The sequence below is a fragment of the Aeromonas rivuli genome, from assembly GCF_020149575.1.
GTDB lineage: Bacteria > Pseudomonadota > Gammaproteobacteria > Enterobacterales > Aeromonadaceae > Aeromonas > Aeromonas rivuli.
Genome location: NZ_CP079742.1, coordinates 2227016 through 2253455, shown reverse-complemented (window position 1 = coordinate 2253455; position 26440 = coordinate 2227016). Strand labels below are relative to the sequence as shown.

At 62.2% G+C, this 26440-nt stretch carries 22 protein-coding genes; 11 read left to right on the top strand and 11 right to left on the bottom strand.

What is annotated here, in order from left to right; all coding sequences use genetic code 11:
- Positions 1-85: 85 nt before the first annotated feature.
- From KYK33_RS10630 to cra, 4 genes are all read right to left on the bottom strand, one after another.
- Positions 86-775, bottom strand: coding sequence for an RES family NAD+ phosphorylase (locus tag KYK33_RS10630; RefSeq protein ID WP_042043244.1), 690 nt, complete (start codon positions 773-775; stop codon positions 86-88).
- The gene (locus tag KYK33_RS10625; RefSeq protein WP_224430471.1) at positions 772-1176 is read right to left on the bottom strand and encodes an MbcA/ParS/Xre antitoxin family protein; all 405 of its coding nucleotides are present in this window, start codon (positions 1174-1176) and stop codon (positions 772-774) included. Before KYK33_RS10625 ends, KYK33_RS10630 begins: the two co-directional genes overlap by 4 nt.
- A 256-nt stretch (positions 1177-1432) precedes the next feature.
- Positions 1433-2626, bottom strand: coding sequence for an aromatic amino acid transport family protein (locus KYK33_RS10620; RefSeq protein WP_224430470.1), 1194 nt, complete (start codon positions 2624-2626; stop codon positions 1433-1435).
- A 413-nt stretch (positions 2627-3039) separates the two neighbouring features.
- Positions 3040-4023 carry a catabolite repressor/activator gene (cra, locus tag KYK33_RS10615; protein ID WP_224432994.1) on the bottom strand — a complete coding sequence of 328 codons (984 nt, stop codon included), beginning with the start codon at positions 4021-4023 and terminating at the stop codon, positions 3040-3042.
- 334 nt (positions 4024-4357) lie between these two features.
- On the opposite strand from cra, the gene fruB reads away from it, so the two are divergent.
- The 3 genes from fruB to fruA are packed head-to-tail and all read left to right on the top strand — an operon-like array spanning position 4358 to position 8195.
- Complete coding sequence (fruB, locus tag KYK33_RS10610; RefSeq protein WP_042043247.1) at positions 4358-5458, top strand: fused PTS fructose transporter subunit IIA/HPr protein; 1101 nt, start codon at positions 4358-4360, stop codon at positions 5456-5458.
- Positions 5458-6465: a 1-phosphofructokinase gene (gene pfkB / locus KYK33_RS10605; RefSeq protein WP_224430469.1), complete on the top strand. Its 1008-nt coding sequence runs from the start codon at positions 5458-5460 to the stop codon at positions 6463-6465. Before fruB ends, pfkB begins: the two co-directional genes overlap by 1 nt.
- Positions 6462-8195 carry a PTS fructose transporter subunit IIBC gene (gene fruA, locus KYK33_RS10600; RefSeq protein WP_224430468.1) on the top strand — a complete coding sequence of 578 codons (1734 nt, stop codon included), beginning with the start codon at positions 6462-6464 and terminating at the stop codon, positions 8193-8195. Before pfkB ends, fruA begins: the two co-directional genes overlap by 4 nt.
- A gap of 133 nt (positions 8196-8328) precedes the next feature.
- Here the strand turns inward: fruA and KYK33_RS10595 are convergent, their stop codons facing one another.
- Positions 8329-8574, bottom strand: coding sequence for a DUF1289 domain-containing protein (locus tag KYK33_RS10595; RefSeq protein ID WP_042043252.1), 246 nt, complete (start codon positions 8572-8574; stop codon positions 8329-8331).
- A 448-nt stretch (positions 8575-9022) separates the two neighbouring features.
- Between KYK33_RS10595 and mltA the strand changes: the two genes are divergently transcribed.
- Both mltA and KYK33_RS10585 read left to right on the top strand, forming a co-directional pair.
- The gene (gene mltA / locus KYK33_RS10590) at positions 9023-10174 is read left to right on the top strand and encodes a murein transglycosylase A (RefSeq protein ID WP_224430467.1); all 1152 of its coding nucleotides are present in this window, start codon (positions 9023-9025) and stop codon (positions 10172-10174) included.
- Positions 10175-10321: 147 nt separating this feature from the next.
- Complete coding sequence (locus KYK33_RS10585; protein WP_224430466.1) at positions 10322-11089, top strand: hypothetical protein; 768 nt, start codon at positions 10322-10324, stop codon at positions 11087-11089.
- Positions 11090-11173: 84 nt separating this feature from the next.
- Here the strand turns inward: KYK33_RS10585 and KYK33_RS10580 are convergent, their stop codons facing one another.
- The 3 genes from KYK33_RS10580 to KYK33_RS10570 form a co-directional block, all read right to left on the bottom strand.
- Positions 11174-11647, bottom strand: a complete 474-nt coding sequence (locus tag KYK33_RS10580) for a DUF2919 domain-containing protein (RefSeq protein ID WP_224432993.1) — start codon at positions 11645-11647, stop codon at positions 11174-11176.
- Positions 11648-11813: 166 nt separating this feature from the next.
- The gene (gene corA, locus KYK33_RS10575) at positions 11814-12761 is read right to left on the bottom strand and encodes a magnesium/cobalt transporter CorA (RefSeq protein WP_042043254.1); all 948 of its coding nucleotides are present in this window, start codon (positions 12759-12761) and stop codon (positions 11814-11816) included.
- Between the two features lie 200 nt (positions 12762-12961).
- Entirely contained in the window at positions 12962-14608 is a 1647-nt protein-coding gene (locus KYK33_RS10570; protein ID WP_224430465.1) for an electron transfer flavoprotein-ubiquinone oxidoreductase, read from the bottom strand.
- 137 nt (positions 14609-14745) lie between these two features.
- On the opposite strand from KYK33_RS10570, the gene KYK33_RS10565 reads away from it, so the two are divergent.
- The 5 genes from KYK33_RS10565 to aroG all read left to right on the top strand — a co-directional run bounded on the left by KYK33_RS10565 (position 14746) and on the right by aroG (position 20569).
- The gene (locus KYK33_RS10565) at positions 14746-15510 is read left to right on the top strand and encodes an electron transfer flavoprotein subunit beta/FixA family protein (protein WP_224430464.1); all 765 of its coding nucleotides are present in this window, start codon (positions 14746-14748) and stop codon (positions 15508-15510) included.
- Positions 15507-16427, top strand: coding sequence for an FAD-binding protein (locus KYK33_RS10560; RefSeq protein ID WP_224430463.1), 921 nt, complete (start codon positions 15507-15509; stop codon positions 16425-16427). The genes KYK33_RS10565 and KYK33_RS10560 overlap by 4 nt, the downstream gene beginning before the upstream one ends.
- A 274-nt stretch (positions 16428-16701) precedes the next feature.
- Positions 16702-17790, top strand: a complete 1089-nt coding sequence (serC, locus tag KYK33_RS10555) for a 3-phosphoserine/phosphohydroxythreonine transaminase (protein ID WP_042040118.1) — start codon at positions 16702-16704, stop codon at positions 17788-17790.
- A 216-nt stretch (positions 17791-18006) separates the two neighbouring features.
- Positions 18007-19290, top strand: coding sequence for a 3-phosphoshikimate 1-carboxyvinyltransferase (aroA, locus tag KYK33_RS10550; RefSeq protein WP_042040116.1), 1284 nt, complete (start codon positions 18007-18009; stop codon positions 19288-19290).
- Between the two features lie 223 nt (positions 19291-19513).
- The gene (gene aroG / locus KYK33_RS10545) at positions 19514-20569 is read left to right on the top strand and encodes a 3-deoxy-7-phosphoheptulonate synthase AroG (protein WP_224430462.1); all 1056 of its coding nucleotides are present in this window, start codon (positions 19514-19516) and stop codon (positions 20567-20569) included.
- Positions 20570-20665: 96 nt separating this feature from the next.
- Here aroG and KYK33_RS10540 read toward each other — a convergent pair whose 3' ends face one another.
- A complete protein-coding gene (locus KYK33_RS10540; protein WP_224430461.1) occupies positions 20666-22261 on the bottom strand; it encodes a methyl-accepting chemotaxis protein in 1596 nt (531 codons plus the stop codon).
- A 267-nt stretch (positions 22262-22528) separates the two neighbouring features.
- Between KYK33_RS10540 and hutW the strand changes: the two genes are divergently transcribed.
- Positions 22529-23908: a heme anaerobic degradation radical SAM methyltransferase ChuW/HutW gene (gene hutW / locus KYK33_RS10535; protein ID WP_224430460.1), complete on the top strand. Its 1380-nt coding sequence runs from the start codon at positions 22529-22531 to the stop codon at positions 23906-23908.
- A gap of 47 nt (positions 23909-23955) precedes the next feature.
- Here hutW and xseA read toward each other — a convergent pair whose 3' ends face one another.
- Positions 23956-25332 (bottom strand): exodeoxyribonuclease VII large subunit, encoded by a 1377-nt coding sequence (xseA, locus tag KYK33_RS10530; RefSeq protein ID WP_224430459.1) that lies wholly within the window; start codon positions 25330-25332, stop codon positions 23956-23958.
- An 87-nt stretch (positions 25333-25419) separates the two neighbouring features.
- A complete protein-coding gene (locus KYK33_RS10525; RefSeq protein ID WP_224430458.1) occupies positions 25420-26328 on the bottom strand; it encodes a DMT family transporter in 909 nt (302 codons plus the stop codon).
- Positions 26329-26440: the final 112 nt, after the last annotated feature.

Genomic DNA, 26440 nt, shown 5'->3' with positions numbered 1-26440 from the left:
GATTCCCTCACCGCTCACTGCGCTGTCGCGTGATATAAAAAAGCCCCGCCAATCTGGCGGGGCTTTTTGCATTGGGCAGGGTTACTCACTCCCCATAGAGCTTGATCTCCAGCACGTTGGCGATGGCGTTACCGTTCCAGTGGTACTCCAGATGCTGAGCCTGGTGGATCCTGGTGACCAGGCAGGGGCGATAGAGCACATGGCAGTGGTGGCCGCTGTGACGCACCGAGCGATAGTGAATGCCGTCCATGGCCTTGCCCTTTTGCATCTTGGCAAAGGCCTGGGAGTGGCTGTAGTCGGTGGCGTGATAGAGGGGGGTGGAGAGAAAATCCTCCCCGCTGATGTCGGCAAGATTGGCGCAAAATTCGGTATGGAGCACCCGCATCTGCACCTTCTGGGCGGGCTCCTTGGTGTAACCGAAGATCCGCTCCTGGTGATAGACGGTCTCCTTGACGGCGGTGTCGAGCAGGGGGGCGCAGTAGTAGCCCCCGAAATCACCGGTGGTGAAGCGGGCCCCTTCCGGATTGAGATGGGTAAAGGCGGCCATCACATAGCTGCCCCCATGCAGGCCGACCAGCCAATCCTCCTTCGCAACCCGAGTCAGGTCGCCCGCCTCTTCCCGCAGGCGATCGTTGGTGAGCGCCTCAATGGCCCAGACGGCCTCTAGCTCGTCGGCGTTGGCCACATCTTCATAGATGCAGATGGTGGGATAGCGACTCGGAATGATCCGGTATGCCTGCTGCCCCTTGAACGCAATCAATGGCGCTTCCATCAGGCCATGCCCCCACGCCAGGCGTGCAAGCGGGTGGCGACTTCATACAAGTCTGCCACGCGACCCCCTTTCATGATGTCCATGGCGCTGCGCCCGGCAAAGAAGGGGTGGCTGCTGGGCTTGCGCACCCAGCCGTAAATACTGTCATCGATGCTGAACAGCACCCGCAGGCTCTTGTGGATGTTGAGGATGTAGCTCATCCGCTCCTGCATATCCACACTCAGGCGGATACCGCCGCTCGACTCTTTGTATTTGTTCAATGTTGAACGGGATGAGATGCCCAGCAGTTTCAGCTGCTCATCGGTCGTGCACTGCCATTTATCCAGGATGCGAAAGACCACGGGCAGCGCCTTGCTAGGGTCAATGGCACTATCGTTCAGGGTTTGTTGGGCGGCTTGGGTCATATTTCCTCCTTGCTGCACCCCCTTTCAGAGGGTCTGGTGCGCACAGTTCTCAGTGTAGGAGGGTTGTGCGGTAATGTACACATATGTACATATATACCAGATTAAAACACTTATGTTGTCAGTGTGGTTGGATGGCAGACCCGTCGCGGGGCGAGCAGGGGTTGTCTGTCGGCTATCTCCGTTGATGAAATTCGTTGATGAAAAAGCCCCGCCAACGGGGTTGGCGGGGCTTTCGGCAGTTCATCACGGGGAGGACTTAGAGGGCGGGTAACAGCCCCAAACTGACGCTCAGCTGCACCCCGACGATCAATATCCCCATGGCACCGGCAACACCGAGGGCCAGCACGCCACCCGGCGCCCGGTAGTGGTGCGGCTCAGCTTGTTTGCGGCTCTGCCACACCAGGGCCACCGGCAGCAGTACCGCCAGTATGGCCAGGGCGATGGCGGCGTAACCCAGGGCCATGATGAAGCCTTGCGGGAAGTAGAGGGCAAACAACAGGGGCGGCACGAAGGTGATGAGCCCGGTCTGCAGACGGCCGCTGGCGTTATCGTCGCGTTTGCTCACCTTGGCCATGAAGTCAAACAGCCCCAGGGTCACCCCGAGGAAAGAGGTGGCCAGGGCCAGGTCCGCAAACAGGTGCATGGCCTGGTTGAACAGGGGCCAGTTGACCAGCTTGCCGACGCTGGCCAGCAGGCTGTCCAGGGCGCCGCCACTGTCGAGCAGGCTCTGCTGGCCGAGCAGCCCCAAGATGGCAACTTGCCACAAGACATAGAGGATCAGCGGCAAGGCAGAGCCCCACACGAACACCCGGCGCAGCCGCTTGGGGCAATCGCCCAGGTAGAGCATGACGCTCGGGATGGAGCCGTGGAAGCCAAATGAGGTGAAGATGACCGGCAAGCCCGCCAGCAGCAGCCCCTGACCGAGCGGCATGGAGAGCAGGTGTTGCCCTTCGGCGCGGGGCAGCAGCAGGGCCAGCACGGCCACCATGATCACCAGTTTTACGGTGAACATCAGTCGGTTGAGGTAATCCACCTGCTTGGTGCCGACGCAGACCATGCCGCCAAACAGCAGGGTGAAGGCCCAGGCGGCCTGACCCTGACTGAGGGAGAGTCCGGCATCGGCCAGTGCCTGCACCAGCAGGCTGCTGCCACCGCTGATATAGGCGGAGGCCAGGGAGTAGAACAGCATCAGGATGCAGAAGGAGGCAATGCGCTTGCCCCAGGGGCCGAGCAGCTGATCCGCCAGCTGATGAAGGTACCACTTGCCGGTGCTGAGGCTGGCTTCGACTTGCAGCATGGCGGTGAAGGCCATCAGCGCCCAGAGCCCCAGCATCAGTGCCAGGGTGGCGGGGCCGCCCAGGGAAGAAGAGGCCAGGGGCAGCGCCAGCATGCCGGCGCCTATGGTGGTACCGGCGATGAGCAGGGTACATCCGAGAGTCTTGGTATTCATGAGTCCAATCCGATATTGAGGATAATAAGGCCGCGCGGGCGGCTAGGGCATAACGGGGCAGTGCGCCTTCGGGTCCGATCCGAAGGCTAGCAATATCGCAGCAGACGCATCTGTACTCAAAACCTGTCGTTTGTAAAAAGAGATTGCCAAGCTAACGGATCAAAATGGGGGAAACAAGCCCGCCATAGCTGGATAAGTGATTTTCTTGCGCTGGATCTGGCAATAAATGCTGACAGTGATGAGTAGGGTGGTGAATTAGTCGGCGGCAATGGGGCCGTTGTCAGCACGGGGAGGGTATGAGCTGCACTGATCAGTTGGCACCGCCATGGGGCCCTGCTGCCCGGGACAGAGCGTGGTCCTGATCACCAGAGAGCAAACCCGGCTGGCGCTGGGGTTTGCTCAAGAGGGAGGGATCAGCGCCGCCGTTTCAGGCTGCGGGCGATATGGTGCAGGCCGCAGCGGTACTCCCCTGTGATGGCCTGGAAGGCCAGATCCAGGGCCAGGCCCGCCAGCTCGTCATGGCGCTGGGGCAGCGAATTGATGCCGAAGGGGAGAAAATCGAGCAGGCGATCATCGCCGAAAGTGGCCATGGCCAGTTGGCTCATGTCCGCCTCTTGCTCTATCAGGTAATCGAGCACCCCTTCCATCAGGATGTAGGAGGTGGTCACCAGGGCCGGGGGCAGGGCGCCCAGTTTATGATGCAGGGCGCTGATCAGCCGATAGCCTTCGGCGCGGGAGAAATGCTGCCCCTCGCACAGATGACGCTCGGCGTTGCACCCCTCCAGGGCTTGCAAGAAGCCGAGCCGCCGCTCCTGGCTGATCGTCAACCCTGGCAGTGCAGTGATCAAGGCGATATGGGCGAGCCCCGGGTGCAGCAGGGAGGCGGTCAGCTCCTCGCATGCCTTGCGGTTCTCGCTGGCGACGCTGATGAAGCGCCCCGGCGCCATGGTCCGGTCGATGGCGATGATCTGGGTGCCGCTCCCCTGCTTGGTCTGATACCAGGGATCGTCCGGTGACAGGCAGCTCGCCACCAGCAAGGCATCCACATGACGGCTGATCAGCATGTCGCACAACGCCTTTTCGGTGTCGGGCTCATCTTCCGAACAGACGATAAGCAACTGGTAGCCTCGGGCGCGGGCGCCCTGCTCGAGCCGCTTGGCCAGCTTGGCATAACTGGCGTTCTCCAGATCCGGCAGGATGAAACCCAGGGTACGGGTCTGGCCGCCGCGCAAGGAGGCGGCGCGGCTGTCGGGTCGATAGTTATGGGCCTCGACCACGGCCATCACCTTGTCACGGGTCGCCTGACTGATACGGTGTTGATCGGCCTTGCCGTTGATCACATAGCTGGCCGTGGTGCGCGAGACACCGGCGAGGGCGGCCACTTCATCCAGTTTCATCTTGTTGGCCCTGTCTTGTTTGGCTCTCTCTGGCAACAATATCCCGCCCTCCTTACCCTGTTCCGACCCGAAAAGTGTGCGCCGGATCATATCATTGAACAAGGTGAAGTGCGGGGACTTGATCAAATAGCTGAAACGATTCAGTCTGAGTGTAAGTGAAACGATTCAGCTTGTCAGTAAGCAAAGGCAAACAGAGGACAAATCCCCCAGTGGGATGCGATCCGGTCTATTGTGAGCAGGGCAAGCGGGGGTCAACCGACCCTTATCACAGAGCCTTATCATTGAGCGCAATCCAGGTGGCCGCCTCGGCCGCCTCAGCGGATGGAGAGAGAGTATGTTGAAGTTGGCGCAAGAGCAGATCCTGTTGAACCAGACCGCCGCTAGCAAGGAGGAGGCCATCGCGCTGCTGGCCGAGCGATTGACCCAGGCCGGTCTGGTCGAGGCGGGCTATGTGGCCGGCATGCTGGCCCGTGAAGCCCAGCACGCCACCTACCTTGGCAGCGGCATCGCCATTCCCCACGGCACCACAGAGACGCGACATTTGGTGAAGCAGACCGGGGTCATGGTGGCCCAGTTCCCGGCAGGTATTGAATGGGATCAGGGCCAGGTCGCCTATGTGGCCATTGGCATCGCCGCCAAGTCCGATGAGCACCTTGGCATCTTGCGCCAGCTTACCCATGTACTGGGGGACGAGCAGGCCGCCCTGGCCCTCAAAGATGCCAAGGATGCCGCCACCATCATCGACATACTGACGGGGGCGAGCGCACCGGCCGAGGTGCAATTCCTGACCCTCGCCGATTTCCCTGCCGATGATGCCGACCAGCTGCTGCTGGGCGCCGCCGCCCGCGCCAAGTCCGCCGGTTGGGGTGGCGCCGAGATGGTGACGGCTCTGATGGCGAGCCAGCCAAGGGCCCTGGGGCAAGGGATCTGGCTGGCGAGTGCCAGGGCGCAGCTGTCTGGCTGGGTGCTGGCCACGCCGAGTCATGCCATCCGCCATCAGGATGCACAAGTGAAGGCCCTGCTGCTGCTGTGCGGCAAGGATGAGTCCCACCTGACCCAGCTCGACAACCTGGCGGCCCTGGCCGCGGCCGGTCAACTCGACGCCCTGGCGGGAAGCGAAGGGCTGGCGCTGCTGCAAAACGGGCCAGCCAAGGGATTGGCAGACACCTTCACCATCATCAACCCCCATGGCCTCCATGCTCGTCCCGGCGCCATGCTGGTCAAGGTCGCCAAGGAGTATGGTGCCGATATCCGGGTCGCCAACCTGGATGGCAGCGGTGAGGCAGTGTCCGCCAAGAGCCTGATGAAAGTGATCGGTCTGGGGGTTAAGTGCGGCCACCGACTCGAGTTTCGCGCCGAAGGGGCTGACGCCGAAGCGGCCCTGCGTGGCATCGGCGAGGCGATCAAGGCAGGGCTGGGGGAGGGGGCGCACTGATGAACATCGTTACCATCACCCTCAATCCGGCGCTGGATCTCACCGCCTCCCTCGACCAGCTGCAGGCTGGCGAAGTGAATCTGGTGCGTGACGCCTCCCTGCGTGCGGCAGGCAAGGGCATCAACGTCGCCATGGTGCTCAAGGATCTGGGCCGCGAGGTGGCCCTCACCGGCTGGCTCGGCGCCGATAATCAGCAAGCCTTCGTCGACCTGTTTGCCCAGAAGGGGCTGGAGGATCATTTCGTGCGGGTCCCGGGCAGCACCCGCATCAACGTCAAGGTCTCCGAGCGATCGGGTCGGGTCACGGATCTCAACTTGCCGGGGCTCGATATCGCCCCCGAGGCCATCGCGACCCTCGATCTCCTGCTGGATGAGCTGGCCGAAAAGGCTGACTGGTTTGTGCTGGCGGGCAGTTTGCCCAAGGGCGTCGAGACAGCGCACGTCGCCCACCTCATCACCGCCCTCAAGCTGCGTGGCAAGCGGGTCATCTTTGACTGCAGCGGCGCGGCCCTGAGCGCCGGGATCAGCGCAGGCCCCACCCTGATCAAACCCAATCTGGAAGAGCTCAGTCAGTGGGCGGGCCGGCCCATCCGCACCCTCACTGAGCAGGCCGAGTGCGCCCGCGCCTTGCAGGCGCAAGGGGTGAGCCAGGTGGTGATCTCCAATGGCGCCGAAGGGGTGATCTGGTTTGGCGAAGCTGAAACCTGGCAGGCCAAGCCGCCACGGATGCCGGTGGTCAGCACAGTCGGTGCCGGAGACTCCCTCGTAGCAGGCCTTGCCCATGGTCTGAGCCTGGGCTGGCCCATGGCGCAGACCCTGGGTCTGGCCACCGCCGTCTCGGCCCTGGCGGTGAGCCAGGTTGCGGTCGGTTTTGCGGATCAACAGCAACTGACCCCACTTCTTGAACAAATAACCATCACGCGACTGGATGACGACACCGCCATGGATGATCGGCAGGCAGCTTCCCAGGACGCGACACACCACACACCCACAGGAGATGCCCAATGAAAGCTATCTTGGTAACGGCCTGCCCGGCGGGCATCGCCACCAGCTTCCTCGTCGCCAAACGACTCACCCAACAGGCAGAACAGGCCGGTTGGACGCTGATCGGTGACATCCACTCCACCATAGCGGCGCACAGCGCGCCGACGGCGACCCAGATTGCCGAGGCCGAACTGGTCATCGTCGCGGCCAGCGCACCGGTGGACTTGTCCGCCTATGAGGGCAAGCGACTCTATCGGGCCGAGATGGATGCCGCATTGCAAGATCCCGCCGCCGTGCTGGAGGCTGCCCGCGAGCGTGCCGAGCCCTATCACCATGTGGCGAGTGCAGTGGCTGCGGTTGCGCCTGCGTCAGCCAGTGCGGGCAAACGCATCGTTGCCGTCACCGCCTGCCCGACCGGGGTGGCCCATACCTTTATGTCCGCCGAGGCCCTGGAGAATACCGCCAAACAACTCGGTTATGAGATCCGGGTCGAGACCCAAGGTTCGGTCGGTGCGCAAAATGCCCTGACAGCCGATGAGATAGCCGCTGCCGATCTGGTGTTCCTCGCCACCGACATCGAGGTGGACATGGCCCGCTTCGATGGCAAGCCGCTCTACCACACCAGCACAGGGGCTGCCCTCAAGAAGACCAAAGCTGAGCTGGACAAGGCGTGGACGCAGGCCAAGCCGTATCGCCACAGCGGCGGTGCAGTGGTCAAGAAAGAGGATAAGGCCGGTCCCTACAAGCATCTGTTGACCGGGGTCTCCTTCATGCTGCCCATGGTGGTGGCAGGGGGGCTTATCATCGCCATCTCCTTCATCTTCGGGATTGAGGCGTTCAAGGAGGAGGGCACCCTGGCGGCGGCGCTGATGAAGATAGGCGGCGCCTCGGCCTTTGCCTTGATGATCCCGGTGCTGGCGGGCTATATCGCTTACTCCATCGCCGATCGCCCCGGTCTGGCACCTGGCATGATAGGCGGTATGCTGGCCAGCTCCCTGGGCGCCGGCTTCCTCGGCGGCATCGTCGCCGGCTTCCTGGCCGGTTACTGCGCCAAGTTCCTGAGTGACAAGGTGCGTCTGCCGGTGACTCTGGAGGCGCTCAAACCCATCCTCATCATTCCCCTGGTGGCGAGCCTGTTTACCGGTCTGGTGATGATCTATGTGGTTGGCGGCCCGGTGGCCGACATCATGAATGCCATGACCACCTTCCTCAATAACATGGGCTCGGCCAATGCCGTGCTGCTGGGGGTCATCATAGGTGCCATGATGTGCTTCGACATGGGCGGCCCGGTCAACAAGGCGGCCTACGCCTTCGGGGTCGGCCTGCTGGCCTCCAAGACCTATGCCCCTATGGCGGCGGTGATGGCGGCGGGTATGGTGCCTGCGCTGGGGATGGGGATTGCCACCTTCCTGGCCAGCAAGAAGTTCATCAAGACCGAACAGGAAGCGGGCAAGGCCTCCTTCGTACTGGGGCTGTGCTTCATCTCCGAGGGGGCCATTCCCTTTGCGGCCAAGGATCCGATGCGGGTCATCCCGGCCTGCATGGTGGGCGGTGCCTTGACCGGTGCACTCTCCATGCTGTTTGCCTGTGAGCTGGTGGCGCCCCACGGTGGCCTGTTCGTGCTCTTCATCCCCAATGCCATCAGCCATGTGTGGCTCTACATTGTGGCCATCACCGCGGGTTCCCTGCTGACCGGGGTGAGTTACGCCATGCTCAAGCGTACCGAGGTACCGGCCAGCTTGGCCACGGCATGATCCCCAGAGCTCGGCCGCACCCGCGGTAACGATGCGTGATGAACAAGGCGGCCCTGGGGCCGCCTTGTGTATTTGAGGGGAGAGAAGCCCTCATGGAGAGCGACGGATGTCGCCACTGCGCAGCAGCCTCGGGTCAGAAGTCCCAGCCTTGTTGCTGCGGCGCTTGCTCTGGCTCCTGGGCTTTGCGTAAGGCAGCCAGGACCCGGGCCTTGCGTGCCCGACACAGCCGCATCACATCCTGCTGCTGATCCGGACTCATGGTCAGCCAGTTGAAACGCTCTTCCCTGCTGCGAAAGCATCCCTTGCAATAGCCCTTGTTGTTTGCCTGACAGACCCCGATACAGGGGCTCTGCAGGGGGAAGATCTCGAGCTGTTCCATCCATGACCTCGCACACCTTGTCCCTCTGTTATAACCCAAATGATGGGCCTTTGGAAAAATCCCTGTGCGCCGGCAGAGGCGGTGTTTGCTCATTTGCTGAGGGCTAATCGAGGGGGAGATCAAGGAGGCCGCTGTCGTCACCGCCATATGGCCAGGCACCTGCGCACACCCGATCACGCCATTTTGCTGTCGCCAGGTCATCAGGTCATCCGATTGCCAGGCGCTCTCATCGCACCCTGGCCGTTGGATCAATCAGCGGTATTGTTTAATTTAAGGGGCCAACAGGGCCTTTGTTTTTGTATGATAGCGCCGCCTGCTGATGCGCTGCGGACATGGCAGCGCGGCGGCTGTGGGCGAGAAGCGGAGCCAAGCTGGTATCCGTCGCGGCCTTTGATTGCATTCAGCACCATTTTCATGGTGTTAGCGTTTTTCGGTTAGATGAGGATATATGAAAAAACACGCGTACTGGCTGACTGCCGCTGTGGTCGGGTTGGCCGGTTGTGCGGGCAACCCTGAACCTGCCAAGGTGCCCCAGAAGAAGTCCGAAGCCAGATGCTTTCTGAACTGCGAGGTGCCAGAAAATCTGGGCAAGCAGTATCTGGATGGTACCCTGCCAGATGATCTGGTGCGGGTGGAGCGCGTCAACAGCCACCAGGGGTCGGATTTCAGCAAGTTCGGCCCCCAGAGCCGGTTGGTGCTGGAGCGCTCCGGCAAGATGACCCGCCGTTACGGCGAGCTCTATCGCCAGCTCTCCCGCTGGGTCGCGCAGGGTGGCAACCCGGCCCTGATCACCCAGTACGGCATCAGCCTGGCCCAGCTCGGCGGCGCCGATCGACAGGGGAATGTGCTGTTCACCGGCTACTATTCGCCGGTACTGGAAGTGCGCCACCGCCCGGACAGTGAGTTCAAATACCCCATCTACGCCATGCCCAACTGCGCCGGACGCTGCCCGAGCCGGGCCCAGATCCATCAGGGGGCGCTGGCCAACCGTGGGCTGGAGCTGGGCTACAGCAAATCCCTCATCGACAACTTCCTGATGGATGTGCAGGGATCTGGCTTCGTGCACTACGGGGACGATGATCGCCTGCAATATCTGGGCTACAGCGGCAAGAATGGTCACGGCTACGTCAGCATCGGTCGGGTGTTGATCGATCGGGGCGAAGTGCCCAAGGCGCAGATGTCCCTCAAGGCCATCAAAGATTGGGCCAATGCCCAGCCGGAGGCCGGGGTCATGGAGCTGGTGGAGCAGAACCCCTCCTATGTCTTCTTCGAACGGCGCCCCACCAATGATGTGGTCGGGGCGGCAGGCATTCCGCTGTTGCCCATGGCGGCGGTGGCGGCCGACAAGACCCTGCTGCCGATGGGCACGCCCATACTGGCGGAAGTGCCGCTGCTGGATACAGAGGGCAACTGGACCGGCAAGCATCAGTTGCGCCTGCTGATTGCGCTGGACGTGGGGGGGGCGGTCAAGAAGGGGCACCTGGATCTCTACCATGGCATGGGGGAGAAGGCCGGGGTGGCCGCCGGTCACTACAAACATTTTGGTCGGGTCTGGAAGCTGGGCCTGAGACAGGGGCCCACTGCCGCTCCCTGGCTCTGATCGCGCGGGCATCCTGGCTTGTCGCCAGATGCTGAGTTGAGTCATGCTGAAACCGCCGCATCTCGGCGGTTTTTTTCATCCCATCATTGGCAACAGCGTCCCTCAGGGGTGAGCCTATGATCACGTTCATCACGGCAGGAGAGCCCTATGCAGAGACGTTGCCACGTGCGAGTGAGCCTCTGGTTGACCATGTCACTGGCGGTGCTGGTAGTCGCCCCGGTACGGGGGGAGGTGAAGGTGATCACCGTCTTTGAGCCGGAGGGGTTGATACACACCTTGCGTGAGCTCAATCCGAGTCTCGGGGTGAGTGCCATGGGTAACCAGCTGGTGCTCAGCGGCACCCCAGAGCAGCTCGCGGAGGCGGAGCAGCTGGTGACGCGCCTCAACCAGCCACCGCAGATGCTGCTCATCGAGTGGCGGGTCTCCCAGCAGCGCGATAGTCAGGGGGCGGCCCTGGGGGCCAGACAGGGTCGCAGTGGTGATTGGCAGGGGGGAGGCGCCTTGGAGCAAGGCAGTGAACAGGGCCAGCAAGCCTGGCAGGTTCGCGGTCTGTCGGGGCGACCCGTGCTGTTGCAGATGGGCAGTTATCAGCCGGTCAGCCTCTATCGCTGGCGCGGGGGCAAGGTCACGGCGCTGCTGCCCATCGTCAATGGCCTCTATGCCAGCGCGACCCTGGTCGGTGACAACGTGCTGATCCGGCTCTCCAGCGAGCAGACCAGTTTGCGCCAGGGATTACCGGAGCGGGGACAGAGCGATACGGAGCTGAATGTCGCCCCTGGGCAGTGGGTGGAGGTGGGAGGGTTGGCCAACAGACAGCAGCGTCAGGGAACGGAGATAGGGACGACCTCGGGGGCCGGGATCCGCCAGGAGCACCAGCAGCAGACCCTCGCCATCCGGGTGACGCCGGTCAACTAGTCTCACCCGCCCGGGCGGGCAACCCTATGCTGATCTGTCCTGTCGGGGCTGATCAGGGCGCTGTCCTGACTCGATGGCGCGCTCTCAGTCATTGGCTATATGGGGCTTGTCCGCCGCGTACTCGCGCAGTTGACGACTCTTGAGCAGATACCAGAGGCACCAGAGGCTGGCGATCAGCACCAGGGCGTTGGCCCAGCTAAATTGCCAACCCAGGCTCACCAGGGCATGGCATTGGATGATGAGCCCGGTCAGGGCCGAGCTGAGCAGCAGGCTGGGACTCAAGCGCCGCAGGCGAGCGCGCCACCCCTGGGGATTGGCAAAGGTGCCACCACAGGCCAGCAGGGCCAGCAGCGCGGGCAGGTCGGTGAGCAGGCTCACATAGAGGCTCCAGCGCTCCGGGTAGAGCAGGGCCAGGATGTCGCTTCCCCCCTGGCGGCTGGCGCCGGCCATCACGAACAACCAGACGGAGCGGGTCAGCAGCAGGCTGATGGGCCAGAACCAGAGTGGCGGGCGCAACTGACCGTGATCATCGTAACGGTATTCGGGATAGAGAGTCATGGAGGAGGAGAAGGCCGCAATGGATAAATGATGCAACAGATATGGGGGCTGAGACCCGGCTTGCAAGAGGAGAAAGTGAAAAAGCCCGGGGGATAGCGGCCAGGGGCGTCCATCCACACCAAGGGGGCCCTGGGCCCCCTCGTACCATAGCGCCCTGTTCGGGGCGCTACAGCCAGCCTTTGCGTTTGAAGAAGAGCCCGGTGCCGAGCGACGACATCACCATCAGCACCAGGGACATCTGATAGCCATATTCCCACTGCAGTTCCGGCATGCGGCCGAAGTTCATGCCGTAGATACTGGCGATCAGGGTCGGCGGCAGGAAGATGACCGCGGCAACCGAGAAGATCTTGATCACCTTGTTCTGCTCCAGATTGGTCACCCCCATGGCGGCCTCGAGCTGGAAGTTGATCTTGTCGAACAGGAACTGGGTGTGGGGCAGCAGAGACTCTACGTCGTGCAACATCTCGTCGATCCACTTGTTCTGCTCATTGGTCATCTTCTGGCGCAGACTGCGCTTCAAGAAGCGCAGGGCACGCCGGGTATCGTGCAGGGAGAGGCGGATCTGGCCGTTGGCCTCTTCCTGGGCCATCAGCTCCTTGAGCATGGCGTTGATCTGATCGGGCTCGAAGATCTGATCGGCGGTATTTTCCAGGGTCTTGTAGCCATCTTCGATGAGATCGGAGAGGTATTCGACCTTGAGGTTTTGCACCTCAAGCAGGACATCCAGGGCATCTTCCACCTCCAGTCTGTCCTGGCGCATATAGTGGCGCATCAGCCGTACCAAGCCGATATCGTCCTCGCGGATGCTGATCAGCAGGTTGTTGCGCAGGGTAAAGGAGACATGGACACCCTTGGTGTCACGGCCGATCCGCTGGGGAAACAGGGAGTGGATATGCAAACCATCCGTATCCCAGTAGAAACGAGCAGAAGCCTCGATGTCATCGAGCTCCTCTTTGTCGGGGACCTCTTCCAGAAAGAGTCCCGTCAACCATTCTCGCTCCGCCGCGTCAGGCTTGTAGGCATCGAGCCAGACGGTGTTGTCGGGCAGGATATCGTCAGGGCCGAGCGTGACGATGTCGAGCACCTTGTTATTGAGGATGTAGGCGGTGATCATCTGTCCCCCTTAAAGTCTTGGGTTATCAGGGATGGTTGAACAGGTTCATGCGGCTTCGATCCCAAGAAGGGGATCGTATGAAGCATAGCGGGGCCGATGGGCAACCTGACTGCGGCGAACTATACAGGCGCTCGCCGCCATTGTCAGGGCTTATTCAGCTGATATTCATCCCGTTTGTCCAGAAAACGCCCCTGGTCGGATCACATATTGGGGTAGTTGGGGCCAGAGCCCCCCTGGGGGGGAGTCCAGATGATGTTTTGGCTAGGATCCTTGATATCACAGGTCTTGCAGTGGATGCAGTTGGCGCTGTTTATCTGCAGATGGGGTTGTTCATCCACCGTCACCAGCTCGAACACTCCGGCCGGGCAGTATCGCAGCGCGGGCTCGGCCCAGGTGGGCAGATTGACCTCGACCGGGATGCGCGCATCCTGCAATCGCAGGTGACAAGGCTGATCTTCATCGTGGCTGGTGTTGGCCAGATAGACGGATGAGAGCTTGTCAAAGCTGAGCACCCCGTCCGGTTTTGGGTATGAGATGGGTTGGCAGCGATTGGCCGCCTTGAGGGCGCGGTAATCGTCACCCTTGTCCAGCCATTGTAACGGGGATTGCCCCTTGAATAACCGCTGCTCCAGCCAATTGAAGGCGCCACCTAGCCAGGGACCCGCGCCGTGCAAGGCGGCGCCGAAGTTGCGGGCCCCCTTCAGATCCGCGCCAAGCCAGCTGGCCGCCAGGGCCGCGCCATAGTTGGCGATATCCCGCCCCCCTTGTTCTCCTTGACCCAGATGGGGCAGCAGGGCGTCGGCGGCCAGCAGACCACTCTTCATGGCGGTGTGAATCCCCTTGATGCGGGAAAAATCCAGGGTGCCGGCGTCGCAGCCGAGCAGCAGACCACCGGGAAAGTGCATGCGCGGCAGGGAGTGCCAGCCACCCTTGGTGATGGCGCGGGCACCATAGCTGATGCGCTCTCCTCCCTGGAGGGTCTGTTTGAGCAGAGGGTGATGTTTCAGACGCTGAAACTCGTCGAAGGGACTGAGCCAGGGATTCTGGTAGTTGAGATCGACAATCAGCCCGACCGAGACCTGATTGTCCGCCAGATGATAGAGGTAGAAGCCGCCATGGCTGCGGCTCTCGCTCCCTTGACCACCGAGTGGCCAGCCGCTGCCATGCAGCACCTGTCCGGGCCGGGATTGAGCCGGGGGCACCTGCCACAGCTCCTTGAAGCCGATGGCATAGTGTTGCGGCTGGGTATGATTTTCCAGCCCGAATGCGTTGATCAGCTGCTTGCCAAGGTGGCCACGGGCCCCCTCGGCAAACAGGGTATAGCGCCCCAGCAGTGCCATGCCCGGCACATGATCCCCCTTGGGCCGACCTGCCTTGTCCAGACCCAGATCGCCGGTCAGCACCCCCTTGACCACCCCCTCTTCGATGATGAGCTCGCTGGCGGCAAACCCCGGATAGATCTCGACCCCAAGAGACTCGGCCTCCCTGGCGAGCCAACGGCAGAGAGTACCCAGACTGATGATGTGACAACCCTGATTACTCATGCTGGGGGGGAGGGCCCAATGGGGCAAGCGACTGGCACGGCTGTCACTTTGCAGCAGCCAGAGCTGATCGTCGCTGACCTGGGTGCCGAGCGGTGCCTCCTGCCAGCGCGCTGGCAGCAGCTCTTGCAGGGCGCGGGGATCGAGCAGGGCGCCAGAGAGCAGATGAGCCCCAATCTCGGCCCCTTTCTCCAGCAGACAGACGCTGCAATCGGGCGCCCGCTGCTTGAGGGCGATGGCGGCACTGAGCCCCGCAGGACCGCCCCCAACGATGACCACATCGTATTCCATTGCTTCTCGTTCCATCTTGCCTCCGTGCTCGACTTGGCCTAGGGTGGTGTTAGTTTACGTAAACGTAAACCTAGCTGTAAACTCTCGTTATGGAATTATTCATGGATGGTAGCGGCGCGAGCCTACCGAGCAACAGGATGAGGAGTGGCCGAATGAAGCTGCTGGTCGCAGTCAAACGGGTCGTTGACTACAACGTCAAGATCCGGGTCAAGGGTGATGGCTCCGACGTGGAGCTGGCCAACGTCAAGATGGGCATCAACCCGTTTTGCGAGATAGCGGTCGAGCAGGGGGTCAGGTTGCGCGAAGCGGGCCTTGCCAGCGAATTGGTGGTGGTGACCCTGGGACCTGCTGCGGCAAGTGAACAGTTGCGCCATGCCCTGGCACTGGGGGCGGATCGCGCCCTGCATTTCGTCACCCCCGATGGTGGCGATGAACGGCTGGATCCCCTGACCGTGGCCCGGGCCCTGCAAGTCATCTGCGAGCGTGAGCAGCCGGATCTGGTGCTGCTCGGCAAGCAGTCCATCGACTCTGACAACAACCAGGTCGGCCAGATGCTGGCGGCGCTGTGCGACTGGCCCCTGGCCACGTTTGCTTCGGCCATCGAATGCAAGGGAGACGAGATCTGGGTGACCCGGGAGGTGGATGGCGGCTTGGAGACATGGGGGATGGCGCTGCCGGCGGTGGTGACCGTGGACTTGCGCCTCAACGAACCGCGCTTTGCCTCCTTGCCCAACATCATGAAGGCGAAACGCAAGCCCCTTGAGACGGAACCCTTTGCCGCCCTGGGCATCCATCCGCTCGGTCATAACCGGCAGTTGGGGGTCATGGCGCCCCCGGTGCGCAGCGGCGGGGTACGGGTTGGCTCTGTGGATGAGCTTATCGACAAACTCAAACATGAGGCGAAGGTACTGCCATGAGCATATTGATCATTGCGCAGCAAGCAGAGGGCCCCCTGGCTGCCAGCACGATCCAGCTGGTGGGGGGGGCGCAGGCCCTGCTGGGCGACATCCATCTGTTGCTGCTTGGGGATAAGCTCACCCAGGCGGCCACGGAGGCTGCCCGCCTGCAAGGGGTGACCCGGGTATTGCTGGCCGAGCTTGGCTGCGCCTGGTGCGATGGCCTGGACAGCCCCCTCGCGACCCTGGCCCGGGATTACCACCATGTGTTGATGGCATCGGGCACGGCGGCCAAGGATCTGTTGCCCCGCATGGCGGCGCGGCTCGGTGTCGAGATGCTCTCCGAAGTCATCGCCATCGAGGGAGATGACAGCTTCTTGCGGCCCATCTATGCGGGCAACGCCATCGCCAGGGTGCAGAGCCATGCCCCCATCAAGCTGATGACCCTGCGCGCCAGCAGTTTCCCCATGGCGGCGACGGGAGAGGCGAGCGCGCCGGTTGAGGCCCTGCCGCCCCTGGCCATTGCCACGCGCACCCGCTTGATCTCCCGCCAGGCCGTGGTGTCTGGCCGTCCCGAACTCGGCAGCGCCCGGGTGGTGGTCTCCGGGGGCAGGGCACTCGGCTCGAAAGAGCAGTTTGCCCTGATAGAGGCCCTGGCGGACAAGCTGGGCGGGGCGGTGGGGGCCTCGCGCGCCGCCGTGGATGCGGGTTTTGTCGGCAATGATCTGCAGGTGGGCCAGACCGGCAAGGTGGTGGCCCCCGAGCTCTACATCGCCGTCGGCATCTCGGGCGCCATCCAGCATCTGGCGGGCATGAAGGAGTCAAAGGTGATTGTGGCCATCAACAAGGATGGCGAGGCGCCCATCTTCCAGGTCGCCGACTACGGCCTGGTGGGGGACTTGTTCACCCTGTTGCCCGAACTGACCGCCAAGCTGTGAGCCTGGGGTGACGCGCCGGCTTCATCCCTTGAACCGCGCGTGCTCCCAACCACAGACCCCGCCTCGGCGGGGTCTGTGTCATGGCCCCTTAAGGCTGGCTGCTCGCTCTGTGCCCCGACCCTGAGGCGGCAGCCGCTTGATATCTGGTGTTGAGATCGGCAAGGGCAGGGGGGCAAAACCTTGAGCCAGCTCCCAAAAATCCTTTGCCGAAGGGGCGCGGTTTCGTGTAAAAACGGGGAAGTCCTTCACTCTTTACCACCTCACGGAAAGTGTCATGAGCAAACAGGTTTACAACTTCTGCGCCGGCCCCGCCATGTTGCCGGTCGAAGTCATGGAACGCGCCCAGCGCGAATTTTGTAATTTCCAGGGATTGGGTGCCTCTGTCATGGAGCTCTCCCATCGTGGCAAGCCCTTCATGGCGGTTGCCGAGAAGGCCGAGGCTGACTTGCGCGAACTGCTCGCCATCCCGGCCAACTACAAGGTGCTGTTCATGCATGGCGGCGGTCGCGGTCAGTTCTCTGCGGTGCCCATGAACCTGCTCGGCGGTGCCAACAAGAAGGCCGACTATCTGCTGACCGGTGTCTGGGCCCAGAGTGCCGTGGACGAAGCGCACAAGTATGGCGACATCCTCACCCACGCCGGTGTGACCAAGACGGCGCAAGGCGTCAGCCAGCTGCTGCCGACCCCGGCGTTTCGCAGCGATGCCGCCTATGTCCATTACTGCCCGAACGAAACCATTGATGGCATAGAGATGTTTGACATCCCGGCCACAGGTTCGGTGCCGCTGGTGGCGGATCTCTCCTCCACCATACTGTCTCGCTCCCTCGATATCAGCCGCTTCGGGGTCATCTATGCCGGTGCCCAGAAAAACATCGGCCCCTCCGGTCTGGCCATCGCCATCGTCCGTGACGATCTGCTGACCCAGGCCCGGGCGGACGTACCCGCGGTGTTTGACTATGCCCTGACCGCCAAGCATGACTCCATGTTCAACACCCCGCCCACCTACGCCTGGTATCTGGCCGCCCTGGTGTTCGAATGGCTCAAAGATCAGGGTGGCCTAGGCGAAATAGAGGCGCGCAACCGTGCCAAGGCCGAATTGCTCTATGGCTATATCGATGACTCCAGCTTCTACGCCAACCAGGTGGATGTTGCCTGCCGTTCGCGCATGAACGTGCCCTTCCAGCTCAAGGATGACGCCCTGGACAAGCTGTTCCTTGCCGAATCCGAAGCCGCGGGCCTGCTGGCACTCAAGGGTCATCGCATCGTCGGCGGCATGCGGGCCAGCCTCTATAACGCCATGCCGCTGGCCGGGGTCGAGGCGCTGGTCAGTTTCATGGAGCGCTTCGCCAAGCAGCACGGTTGAGCCGCAGGGGCCGCAGCTTGCCCCTGCGGCCCCACCGCGCACTCAGTTGTTACCGCCAGTTTCATGCAACGGCGCTCCTCGGGGCGCCGTCTCGTTTCACTTTGACACCCACCCTGCACGCCAGGGGATGGCAGGGCGCAAGCAAGAGCCTTGCCCTCCTTCCCCTTGGCTGATAACGTCCGGGCAGGTGTTTTTTGATATCAGTACAGGAAGGCTATGAATTCGTTGCGTTTGGAACCTATCGCCCGTGTCGAAGGGGTCGTGAACTTACCCGGCTCCAAGAGCGTCTCTAATCGAGCCCTGCTGCTGGCAGCCCTGGCACGGGGCACCACCCGTCTCACCAACCTGCTCGACAGCGATGACATTCGCCACATGCTGGCGGCCCTCGGCCAGCTCGGCGTCAAATACAAGCTATCCGCCGACAAGACGCAGTGCGAAGTGCAAGGTTTGGGCCGCAGCTTCGCGGTGAGCGACCCTGTCACGCTCTTTCTCGGCAACGCCGGTACCGCCATGCGACCGTTGTGCGCGGCGCTGTGCCTGGGATCAGGCGAATACATGCTGACCGGCGAGCCGCGCATGGAAGAGCGCCCCATAGGCCATCTGGTTGACGCCCTGCGCGAGGCCGGTGCCCATGTGCAATACCTCAAGCGCGATGGTTTCCCGCCGCTTGCCATCGATGCCAAGGGCCTGTGGGGCGGGGATGTTCACATCGATGGCTCCGTCTCCAGCCAGTTCCTGACCGCCTTCCTGATGGCGGCGCCCATGGCCGCCGGTGATACCCGCATTCACATCAAGGGCGAGCTGGTCTCCAAACCCTACATCGACATCACCCTGCACATCATGAAGCAGTTCGGTGTGGTGATTGAGCACGACAACTATCAGACCTTCTACATCAAGGGCAACCAGAGCTATGTCAGCCCGGGTGACTTCCTGGTGGAAGGGGATGCCTCCAGCGCCTCCTACTTCCTGGCCGCGGGCGCCATCAAGGGCAAGGTGCGCGTCACCGGTATCGGCAAGCACAGCATTCAGGGTGATATCCACTTTGCCGACGTGCTGGAGAAGATGGGCGCGCGCATCACCTGGGGCGACGATTTCATCGAAGCCGAGCAGGCGCCGCTGCATGGCATCGACATGGACATGAACCAGATCCCGGATGCGGCCATGACCATCGCCACCACGGCACTGTTTGCGAAGGGGCCTACCTCCATCCGCAACATCTACAACTGGCGGGTGAAGGAGACGGATCGTCTGTTTGCCATGGCGACCGAGCTGCGCAAGCTGGGCGTAGAGGTGGAGGAGGGTCACGACTTCATCACAGTGACCCCGGCTGCCCAGTTGCAGCATGCGGCCATCGATACCTACAACGATCATCGCATCGCCATGTGCTTCTCCCTGGTGGCGCTGTCAGATACGGCGGTGACCATCAATGATCCGGGTTGCACCTCCAAGACCTTCCCCGATTACTTCGAGAAGCTCGCCAGCATCAGCCAGGTGGTTTGACGGGCGGCCTGTCGCCCCTGGCACCTTGAGCAAAGGCCCGCATCTTGCGGGCCTTTTTCATGGGCTGGGCACACCGAACACGATTGGCTAGCATCATTTCAGTAACATGCAATGGTAGGCTTGAAGATATTTTATTATGCGATGTAATTTTCTATTTACACCCTGGCCCCGCTCGGGCTAGATTGGTGCAAGCAATGTGTCTAGCCAAGCAGGAAGCCGAAGTATGCAGCATCAAACCGACGACGTTCGTATCAGTGAAATCAAAGAGTTATTGCCCCCGGTTGCGGTGCTTGAGAAGTTTCCGGCGACCGAGGCGGCCGTCTCCACCGTATTTGAGTCCCGCCAGGGGATCCACAACATCCTGACCGGCGACGATCAACGCCTGCTGGTGGTGATTGGTCCTTGCTCCATCCATGATCCGGTCGCCGCCATCGAATACGGCAAGCGCCTCAAGACCCTGCGTGACAAGTACCAGGATCAGCTGGAAATCGTGATGCGGGTCTACTTCGAGAAGCCGCGCACCACAGTGGGCTGGAAGGGACTGATCAACGATCCTCACCTGGACAACAGTTTCAAGATCAACGACGGTCTGCGCATCGGTCGCAAGCTGCTGCTTGAGCTCAACGATCTGGGCATGCCGACCGCCTCCGAGTTCCTCGACATGATCACCCCGCAATACGTGGCGGATCTGATGAGCTGGGGCGCCATCGGGGCGCGCACCACCGAATCCCAGGTGCACCGTGAGCTGGCCTCAGGTCTCTCCTGCCCGGTGGGCTTCAAGAACGGCACAGACGGCACCATCAAGGTCGCCATCGACGCCATTGGCGCCGCCAGTGCGCCACACCACTTCCTGTCGGTGACCAAATATGGCCACTCCGCCATCGTCTCCACCGCCGGCAACCCGGATTGCCACATCATCTTGCGCGGTGGCCGCGAACCGAACTACAGCGCCGCCCATGTGGATGAGGTCGTGAAGGGATTGGACAAGGCGGGTCTGCCCCAGAAGGTGATGATCGACTTCAGCCATGCCAACAGCAGCAAGCAGTACAAGAATCAGATGCTGGTGGCCGAGGATGTGGCGGGCCAGATCCGTGCCGGCAGCAAGGCCGTATTCGGGGTCATGGTCGAGAGCCATCTGGTGGAGGGTCGCCAGGATCTGGTGGATGGCTGCCAGCTCACCTTCGGTCAGAGCATCACCGATGCCTGCATCGGTTGGGACGATACCGAAAGCCTGCTGCGCACCCTGGCAGAGGCAGTGGCGACGCGCAACGCGCGCTGATCCCCCTATTGATGGCTTGCAACGAAACAGCGCGACCGAGGTCGCGCTTTTTTTGTGTCCCTCGCCCGTGGCGCAAACCACAGGCACGTTAATCCATCACCAGCGGTAGGTGTTGAGCAGGGCTTCGAGCTTCTGGCACTGGGCGACTAGCTGCTCGCTGGCGAGATTGGCGCTGTGGGCCTGGCTCAGGGTATCGTTCGATGTGCTGCGGATCTCGTGCACGGCGCCATCCACTTCCTGACAGACTCTGTCCTGCTCCTGGGCTGACTGTGCCATCTGGGCATTGAGATCATTGATATTGGCGATGCGATCAATGATGGTCTGCATTGCCGCCAACGTGGCTTCCGTCTTCTGAATGCTGTCATTCGCCTTGAGCCTGGCATCGCCAATGACCTGTACGGCACTCTGGGCTTCCTGTTGCAGGGCGGCAATCATCCCGGCTATCTCCAGGCTGGCGGTGCGGCTGCGGCTGGAGAGCGCCCTGACTTCGTCAGCCACCACGGCGAAGCCGCGTCCCTGTTCACCGGCCCGGGCGGCCTCAATGGCCGCATTGAGGGCCAGCAAGTTGGTCTGATCGGCAATCCCCCTGATCACCTCCAATACCCCATCCACGGCGAGGCAGCGGCTATCGAGTTGCTGGATCACCGTGTCGACCCGGGCAATGTCGGCGGACATCTCGCCCATGTCGGTGATGGAGTGCCGAGCGAGGCGGCTGGTGTTGGCGGCATCGTCGTTGGTGAGGGTCGAGAGCTCGGCGCTGTGGCGAGCATGTTCGCGGACCTCATAGGAGCTGGCGGCCAGCTCGCTCACCGCGGTGGCGACCTGGGTGGTCATCTGCTCCTGCACCCGGGCCGACCCCTCCGTCTGGGTCGCCACCTGGCGGATCTGGTTCGACTCTCGATACAGCTCGGCCGTGGCTCCCTCGACCTCGGCCAGGCTGTGGCGAAAGCCCTGCACCATGTCGTTGACCGCACGAGTCATCTGGCCCAGCTCATCCTGACTGTGATTGACCAGGGGTAGGGAGAGATCCCGCTCCTTGGCCATCTGCATCATGGTGCGCTGCAACCGATAGACGGGGCGTTTGACGTAACGCTGCAATACCCACCACAGCAGCCCAAACCCCAGGCTGAACACGGCCCCCAGGCAGCCGCTCAGCAGCCAGTTGTTGTGGCGGATCTCGGCAAAGATATGGCTCAGGTCATAGCTGATGCGCACGGCCCCCATGACGGTCCCCTCGGCGACCTGATGGCAGGTGAGGCACTGGGTGCCGCGGTACTCCTGGTAAGCCTTGAAGGGTTTTATCAGGGTGAGCTGGCTGCCTTTTTGCTCGAGCAGCGTCTCCCCCTGCTCGATGGCCCGCTGGTCCCACTCGTCGACTATCTGCTGATCCGGATGGCCCGGGCCAAACAGCGAACTGACGGCAGGGGCGCGGATCAGGCGGGCCTCAGTGATGCCGGCCTCGCTCATTATCTTGCTCTGCACGATGGCGCGGTTGGCGATGACCCCGGTCATCATCATGACGTTGAGCTGATCCATGTAGCTGTTGGCGGTACTCTCCACCTTCTCGCCCGCCAGGCGCAGGGCCAGATCGCGCTGCAACCAGGCGGAGAGCTCGAAGCTGAGGGCGAAACTGACACCGATGACCAGGGCGAGGGGGAGAAAGATTTTCCAGTTGAGCGAGAGGTTTTGCATGGGTAGCCGAGTCCAGATACGGGGAAGGGGTCTGCCACTTGGGCGCATGACAAGTCGCCAAGATTGGTACTCTATCGGCACACATTACCCTGACTTTAGTAAGGATTCTGTTAACTGGATCCATGAATGGCGTTAACCCCGGGTAGCCAAGTCTTGTTATTGGTCGGGGAGTTGATCTGGCGCAAGCTATCATATTGTTGATAGTGGTTATCATTTGCATCCAATCCTTTCTAGCCGATCCCACCGCCGATGATACTGACGCCCACCATGACCGGACTGCCCAGCCCGGACCCCCTTAAATTTGCGTTCACTGCCAAAACATCTGCGCATGCTAGCCGGGGCGGTGCCAGGCCCTTGGCCCTGGATGACAAGGATTGGCAGGCCTGGTGGCAAACCGCGACGGAGGCCGAGGAGCGCGCCCTCTATATCCATGTTCCCTTTTGCAAGAAGCGCTGCAGCTTCTGCAATTTCTTCGAAAATGGCGCCAATCCGGCGCGGATGAGCCGTTATATGGCGGCCCTTTGTGACAATCTCCAGCAGGCGGCCAAGACGCCGTTCGCCCTGAGTGCACCCTTCTCGGCCGTCTACGTGGGAGGCGGAACACCGACCGACATGGCGGTCGATGATCTGGCCCGATTGGCCGAGACCATACAGGGGTTTCCCCTGACGCAGGATGCAGAACTGACCCTGGAAGGGCGGCTGAACGGATTCGATGAGCCTAAGTGGCACACGGCGCTGGCGGGCGGGTTCAACCGCTTCTCGTTTGGGGTACAGAGTTTCGATACCCAGGTGCGCCAACAGGCGGCCCGCATCGATGACAGGGCGCGGCTGCTTGAGCGACTTGCCGAACTGACCCGGTACGATGAGGCCGTGATCGTGGCGGATCTCATCTTCGGTCTGCCCGATCAGGATGATGCCATCTGGCGTCAGGATATCGCGGATGTGATGGCGAGCGGGGTGCATGGGGTGGATCTCTACCAGCTTATTGCCATGGCGGGCACCCATCTGGATCGGGCCGAGTCCAAGGGCAAACCGGGCTGGGCGGCCGACAGTCAGCAGCGGGCCAGCATGTATGCCTATGGTGCCCACACCCTGGAGCAGGGCGGCTGGCAGCGGCTCTCTTGCAGCCATTGGCGACGCAGCGAGACCGAGCAGAGCCGTTATAACCAGATGGCCAAGAGGGGGGCCGAGATCTTGCCGTTTGGGGCCGGGGCGGGGGGCAATGTCCACGGACATGGCCTGATGTATGGGCGGGATCTGGCGCCCTGGCATCAGGCGCTGGCCGATGGACGTCGGGCTCCCGGCATGGTCATGGGGCGCAATCCCAATGCCGCCATGGATGCGCTGCTGCGCGGCGCCCTCGACACTGGCCGGTTGTCCCTGGCCCTCTTGCCCGATCCCTTGCGAGGGCAGCTGTTGCCGCTTTTTCAGGTCTGGCAGCAATATGGCTTGGCCGCGCTCACCGCAGAGTGGCTTGAGCTGACCCTGGCGGGGCGTTTTTGGAGCGTCAATCTGCAGGCCGGCTTGTTCGAGTACTTGCAGCTCAATCCCCTCGCGGGAGCGGGGGAGAGGGGCCCCCACGCCAACGCTGCGGCCGTTCGCCCGGTCGAGATCGTGGGGCACTCGGTGACAGGTTTGCGTCGATGAAAGAGGAGGGGATAAATAGGGGGCACTGAGAAGCGCTCCCGTTTTAGCTATCGGTTGTGTACCTCTTCTACCCGCACCAGCAAGTGGCCCTCTGCCAGGGTAGTGACCAGCGACTGCCCGGCGCTGACCTGGCTGGCCTGGCTGATCACCTCACCCCGTTGGCTGCGAGTGATGGAGTAGCCGCGCCCCAGGGTGGCGAGGGGGCTGACCCCATCGAGGCGGGCGCTGAGCATGGCCAGTTTATGCTCCGCTTGCTCATGGCGTTTACTCATCAGGCTATGCAAGCGCGCCTCTGCCAGTTGATGGCGCCGCCGACCCTGTGCCAGACGTCGCTCTGGGCTCTGGGCTTGGAGCCGTTGCGCGAGCTGATTGAGCCGTCGCTCCCCCTGATGCAGGCGCTGACGCAGCAATTGCTGCAAGCGGTTACCCAGTTCATCGAGGCGCTGGGACTGTTGCTCGAGGCGGCGTTTGGGGTCTTGATGTTCGAGCCGCTTGGTGAGCAGGGTGAAGTGGTGGACATGCTGGGTCTGCTGACGCGCCATGGCTTGACTCAGGCGCTGGGTGAGGCGATTGAGTTGATTGATGCGCTCGCTCTGATCCGGCGCCACCAATTCGGCGGCGGCGGAGGGGGTGGGGGCGCGCAAGTCCGCCACCAGATCGCTGATGGTGATATCGACCTCGTGACCCACGGCGCTCACCACCGGGATGGCTGAGCCATGAATGGCCCGGGCGACCCGCTCTTCGTTGAAACACCAGAGATCTTCCAGGGCGCCGCCACCACGGCCGACGATCAGCACGTCCACCTCGGCGCGGCGATTGGCGAGCTCGATGGCGGCCACTATTTGGCCACTGGCCAGGTTGCCCTGTACCTGAGTCGGATAGATGAAGATGGGCAGGGCGGGGGCGCGGCGTCCCAGCACGGTGAGGATATCGTGCAAGGCCGCCCCGGTGGCCGAGGTGACGATGCCCACCGCCTTGGGGTTAGTGGGGAGCGGACGTTTGCGGGCTGCATCAAAGAGACCCTCTGCGGCGAGGCGGCGTTTGAGCTCTTCGAAGCGCAGGGCCAGAGCGCCATCCCCGGCCGGTTGCATGGATTCGATGATCAGCTGATATTCGCCACGGGGCTCATAGAGGGAGACCCGGGCCTGTACCAGTACCTGCATGCCATCTTGTGGGCGGAAGGGCACCCGGCGGTTGTTGCCCTTGAACATGGCACAGCGCACTTGGGCCGAGATGTCCTTCAAGGAGAAGTACCAGTGCCCCGAACTTGGCATCGCCAGGTTGGAGAGTTCGCCGGTCAGCCACACCAGCCCCAGATCCTGCTCCAGTATCATGCGTACTGCGCTATTGAGGCGGGTGACGGTAAAAACTTGCTGTTGATTGGACTGGCTCACGCTGGGCCCTTCTGCTGTCCCATTGTCCATGGTGGACGCGGGAGGGAGACGATGGCGCCATCTTAGCGCAGTTCAGGGTCAGAGCCGAGCACCTCCGGGGCTCTGACTGCCGGATGATTACTTGTCCAGCACCTGGCGCGGGACTGCTCTGGCCGGGCTGACCACCAGCCAGACCGAGAGGCAGACGATGGCACCGCCAACCACGAAGCCCTCGGTGAGGGTCTCGCCCAGTATCAGATAACCCCACAATATGCCGAAGGGCGGGATGAGGAAGGTCACCGTCAGGGAGCGCAGTGGTCCAATGTCGGCGATCAGCCTGAAATAGATGAGGTAGGCGAGTGCGGTACAGATAAAGCCGACGGCCAACAGGCTGGCCCACACCTCGGGCATGGCCCAGTCGGCCACGGGGCTGGCTGTCACCGAATAGCCAAAGAAGGGGAGCAGGAACAAGCAGGCGCCCAGCTGGCTGCCAAAGGCCACCAACCTGGCATCCAGGCCACCCCGCTCGGTGATCCAGCGCCGGGTCAGGAAGCCCGCACAGCCGTAGCAGGCGGTGGCGATCAGGCAAGCTATCACACCGATGATCATGGTCTCGCTCACCGCGACGTCCCCCGTGGTGGTGATCAGGGTGATACCGAGGAATCCCAGCATGACCCCCAGCCACTTGCGGCCGCTTAACTGCTCGTTGAAGCAGGAGAAACCGATCAGGGCGCCCATCAAGGGGGTGGTCGCGTTCAGGATGGCCGAGTAGCCAGCGGGCAGCCAGAGCGCGGCGATGGCGTACATCAGAAAGGGGATGCCGGAGTTGATGATGCCAAGCACCATGGCGGATTTGAGCTTGCCTTGAAAGATCAGCGGGGCGCGCATCAACAACAAGATGACGGCCAACCCTGTCAGGCCGAACAGGACCCGTAAAAAAGCGGTGTTGATTGAGCCAAAGACGGGGGCGGCGATACGCATAAACAAGAAGCTGGCCCCCCAGATAGCGGCCAGGAACAACAGTCTTGCATAATCCGATGCTCTCATCGTACTTCCTTGAAATGATTGAAATCACAACTATCCAGGCGAGAGCCTGGGGCTGCCATCATGGGGGGCTGGCTTGCCGATGGCAACTGCCCAAAGGGCGCCTCAGCTATCC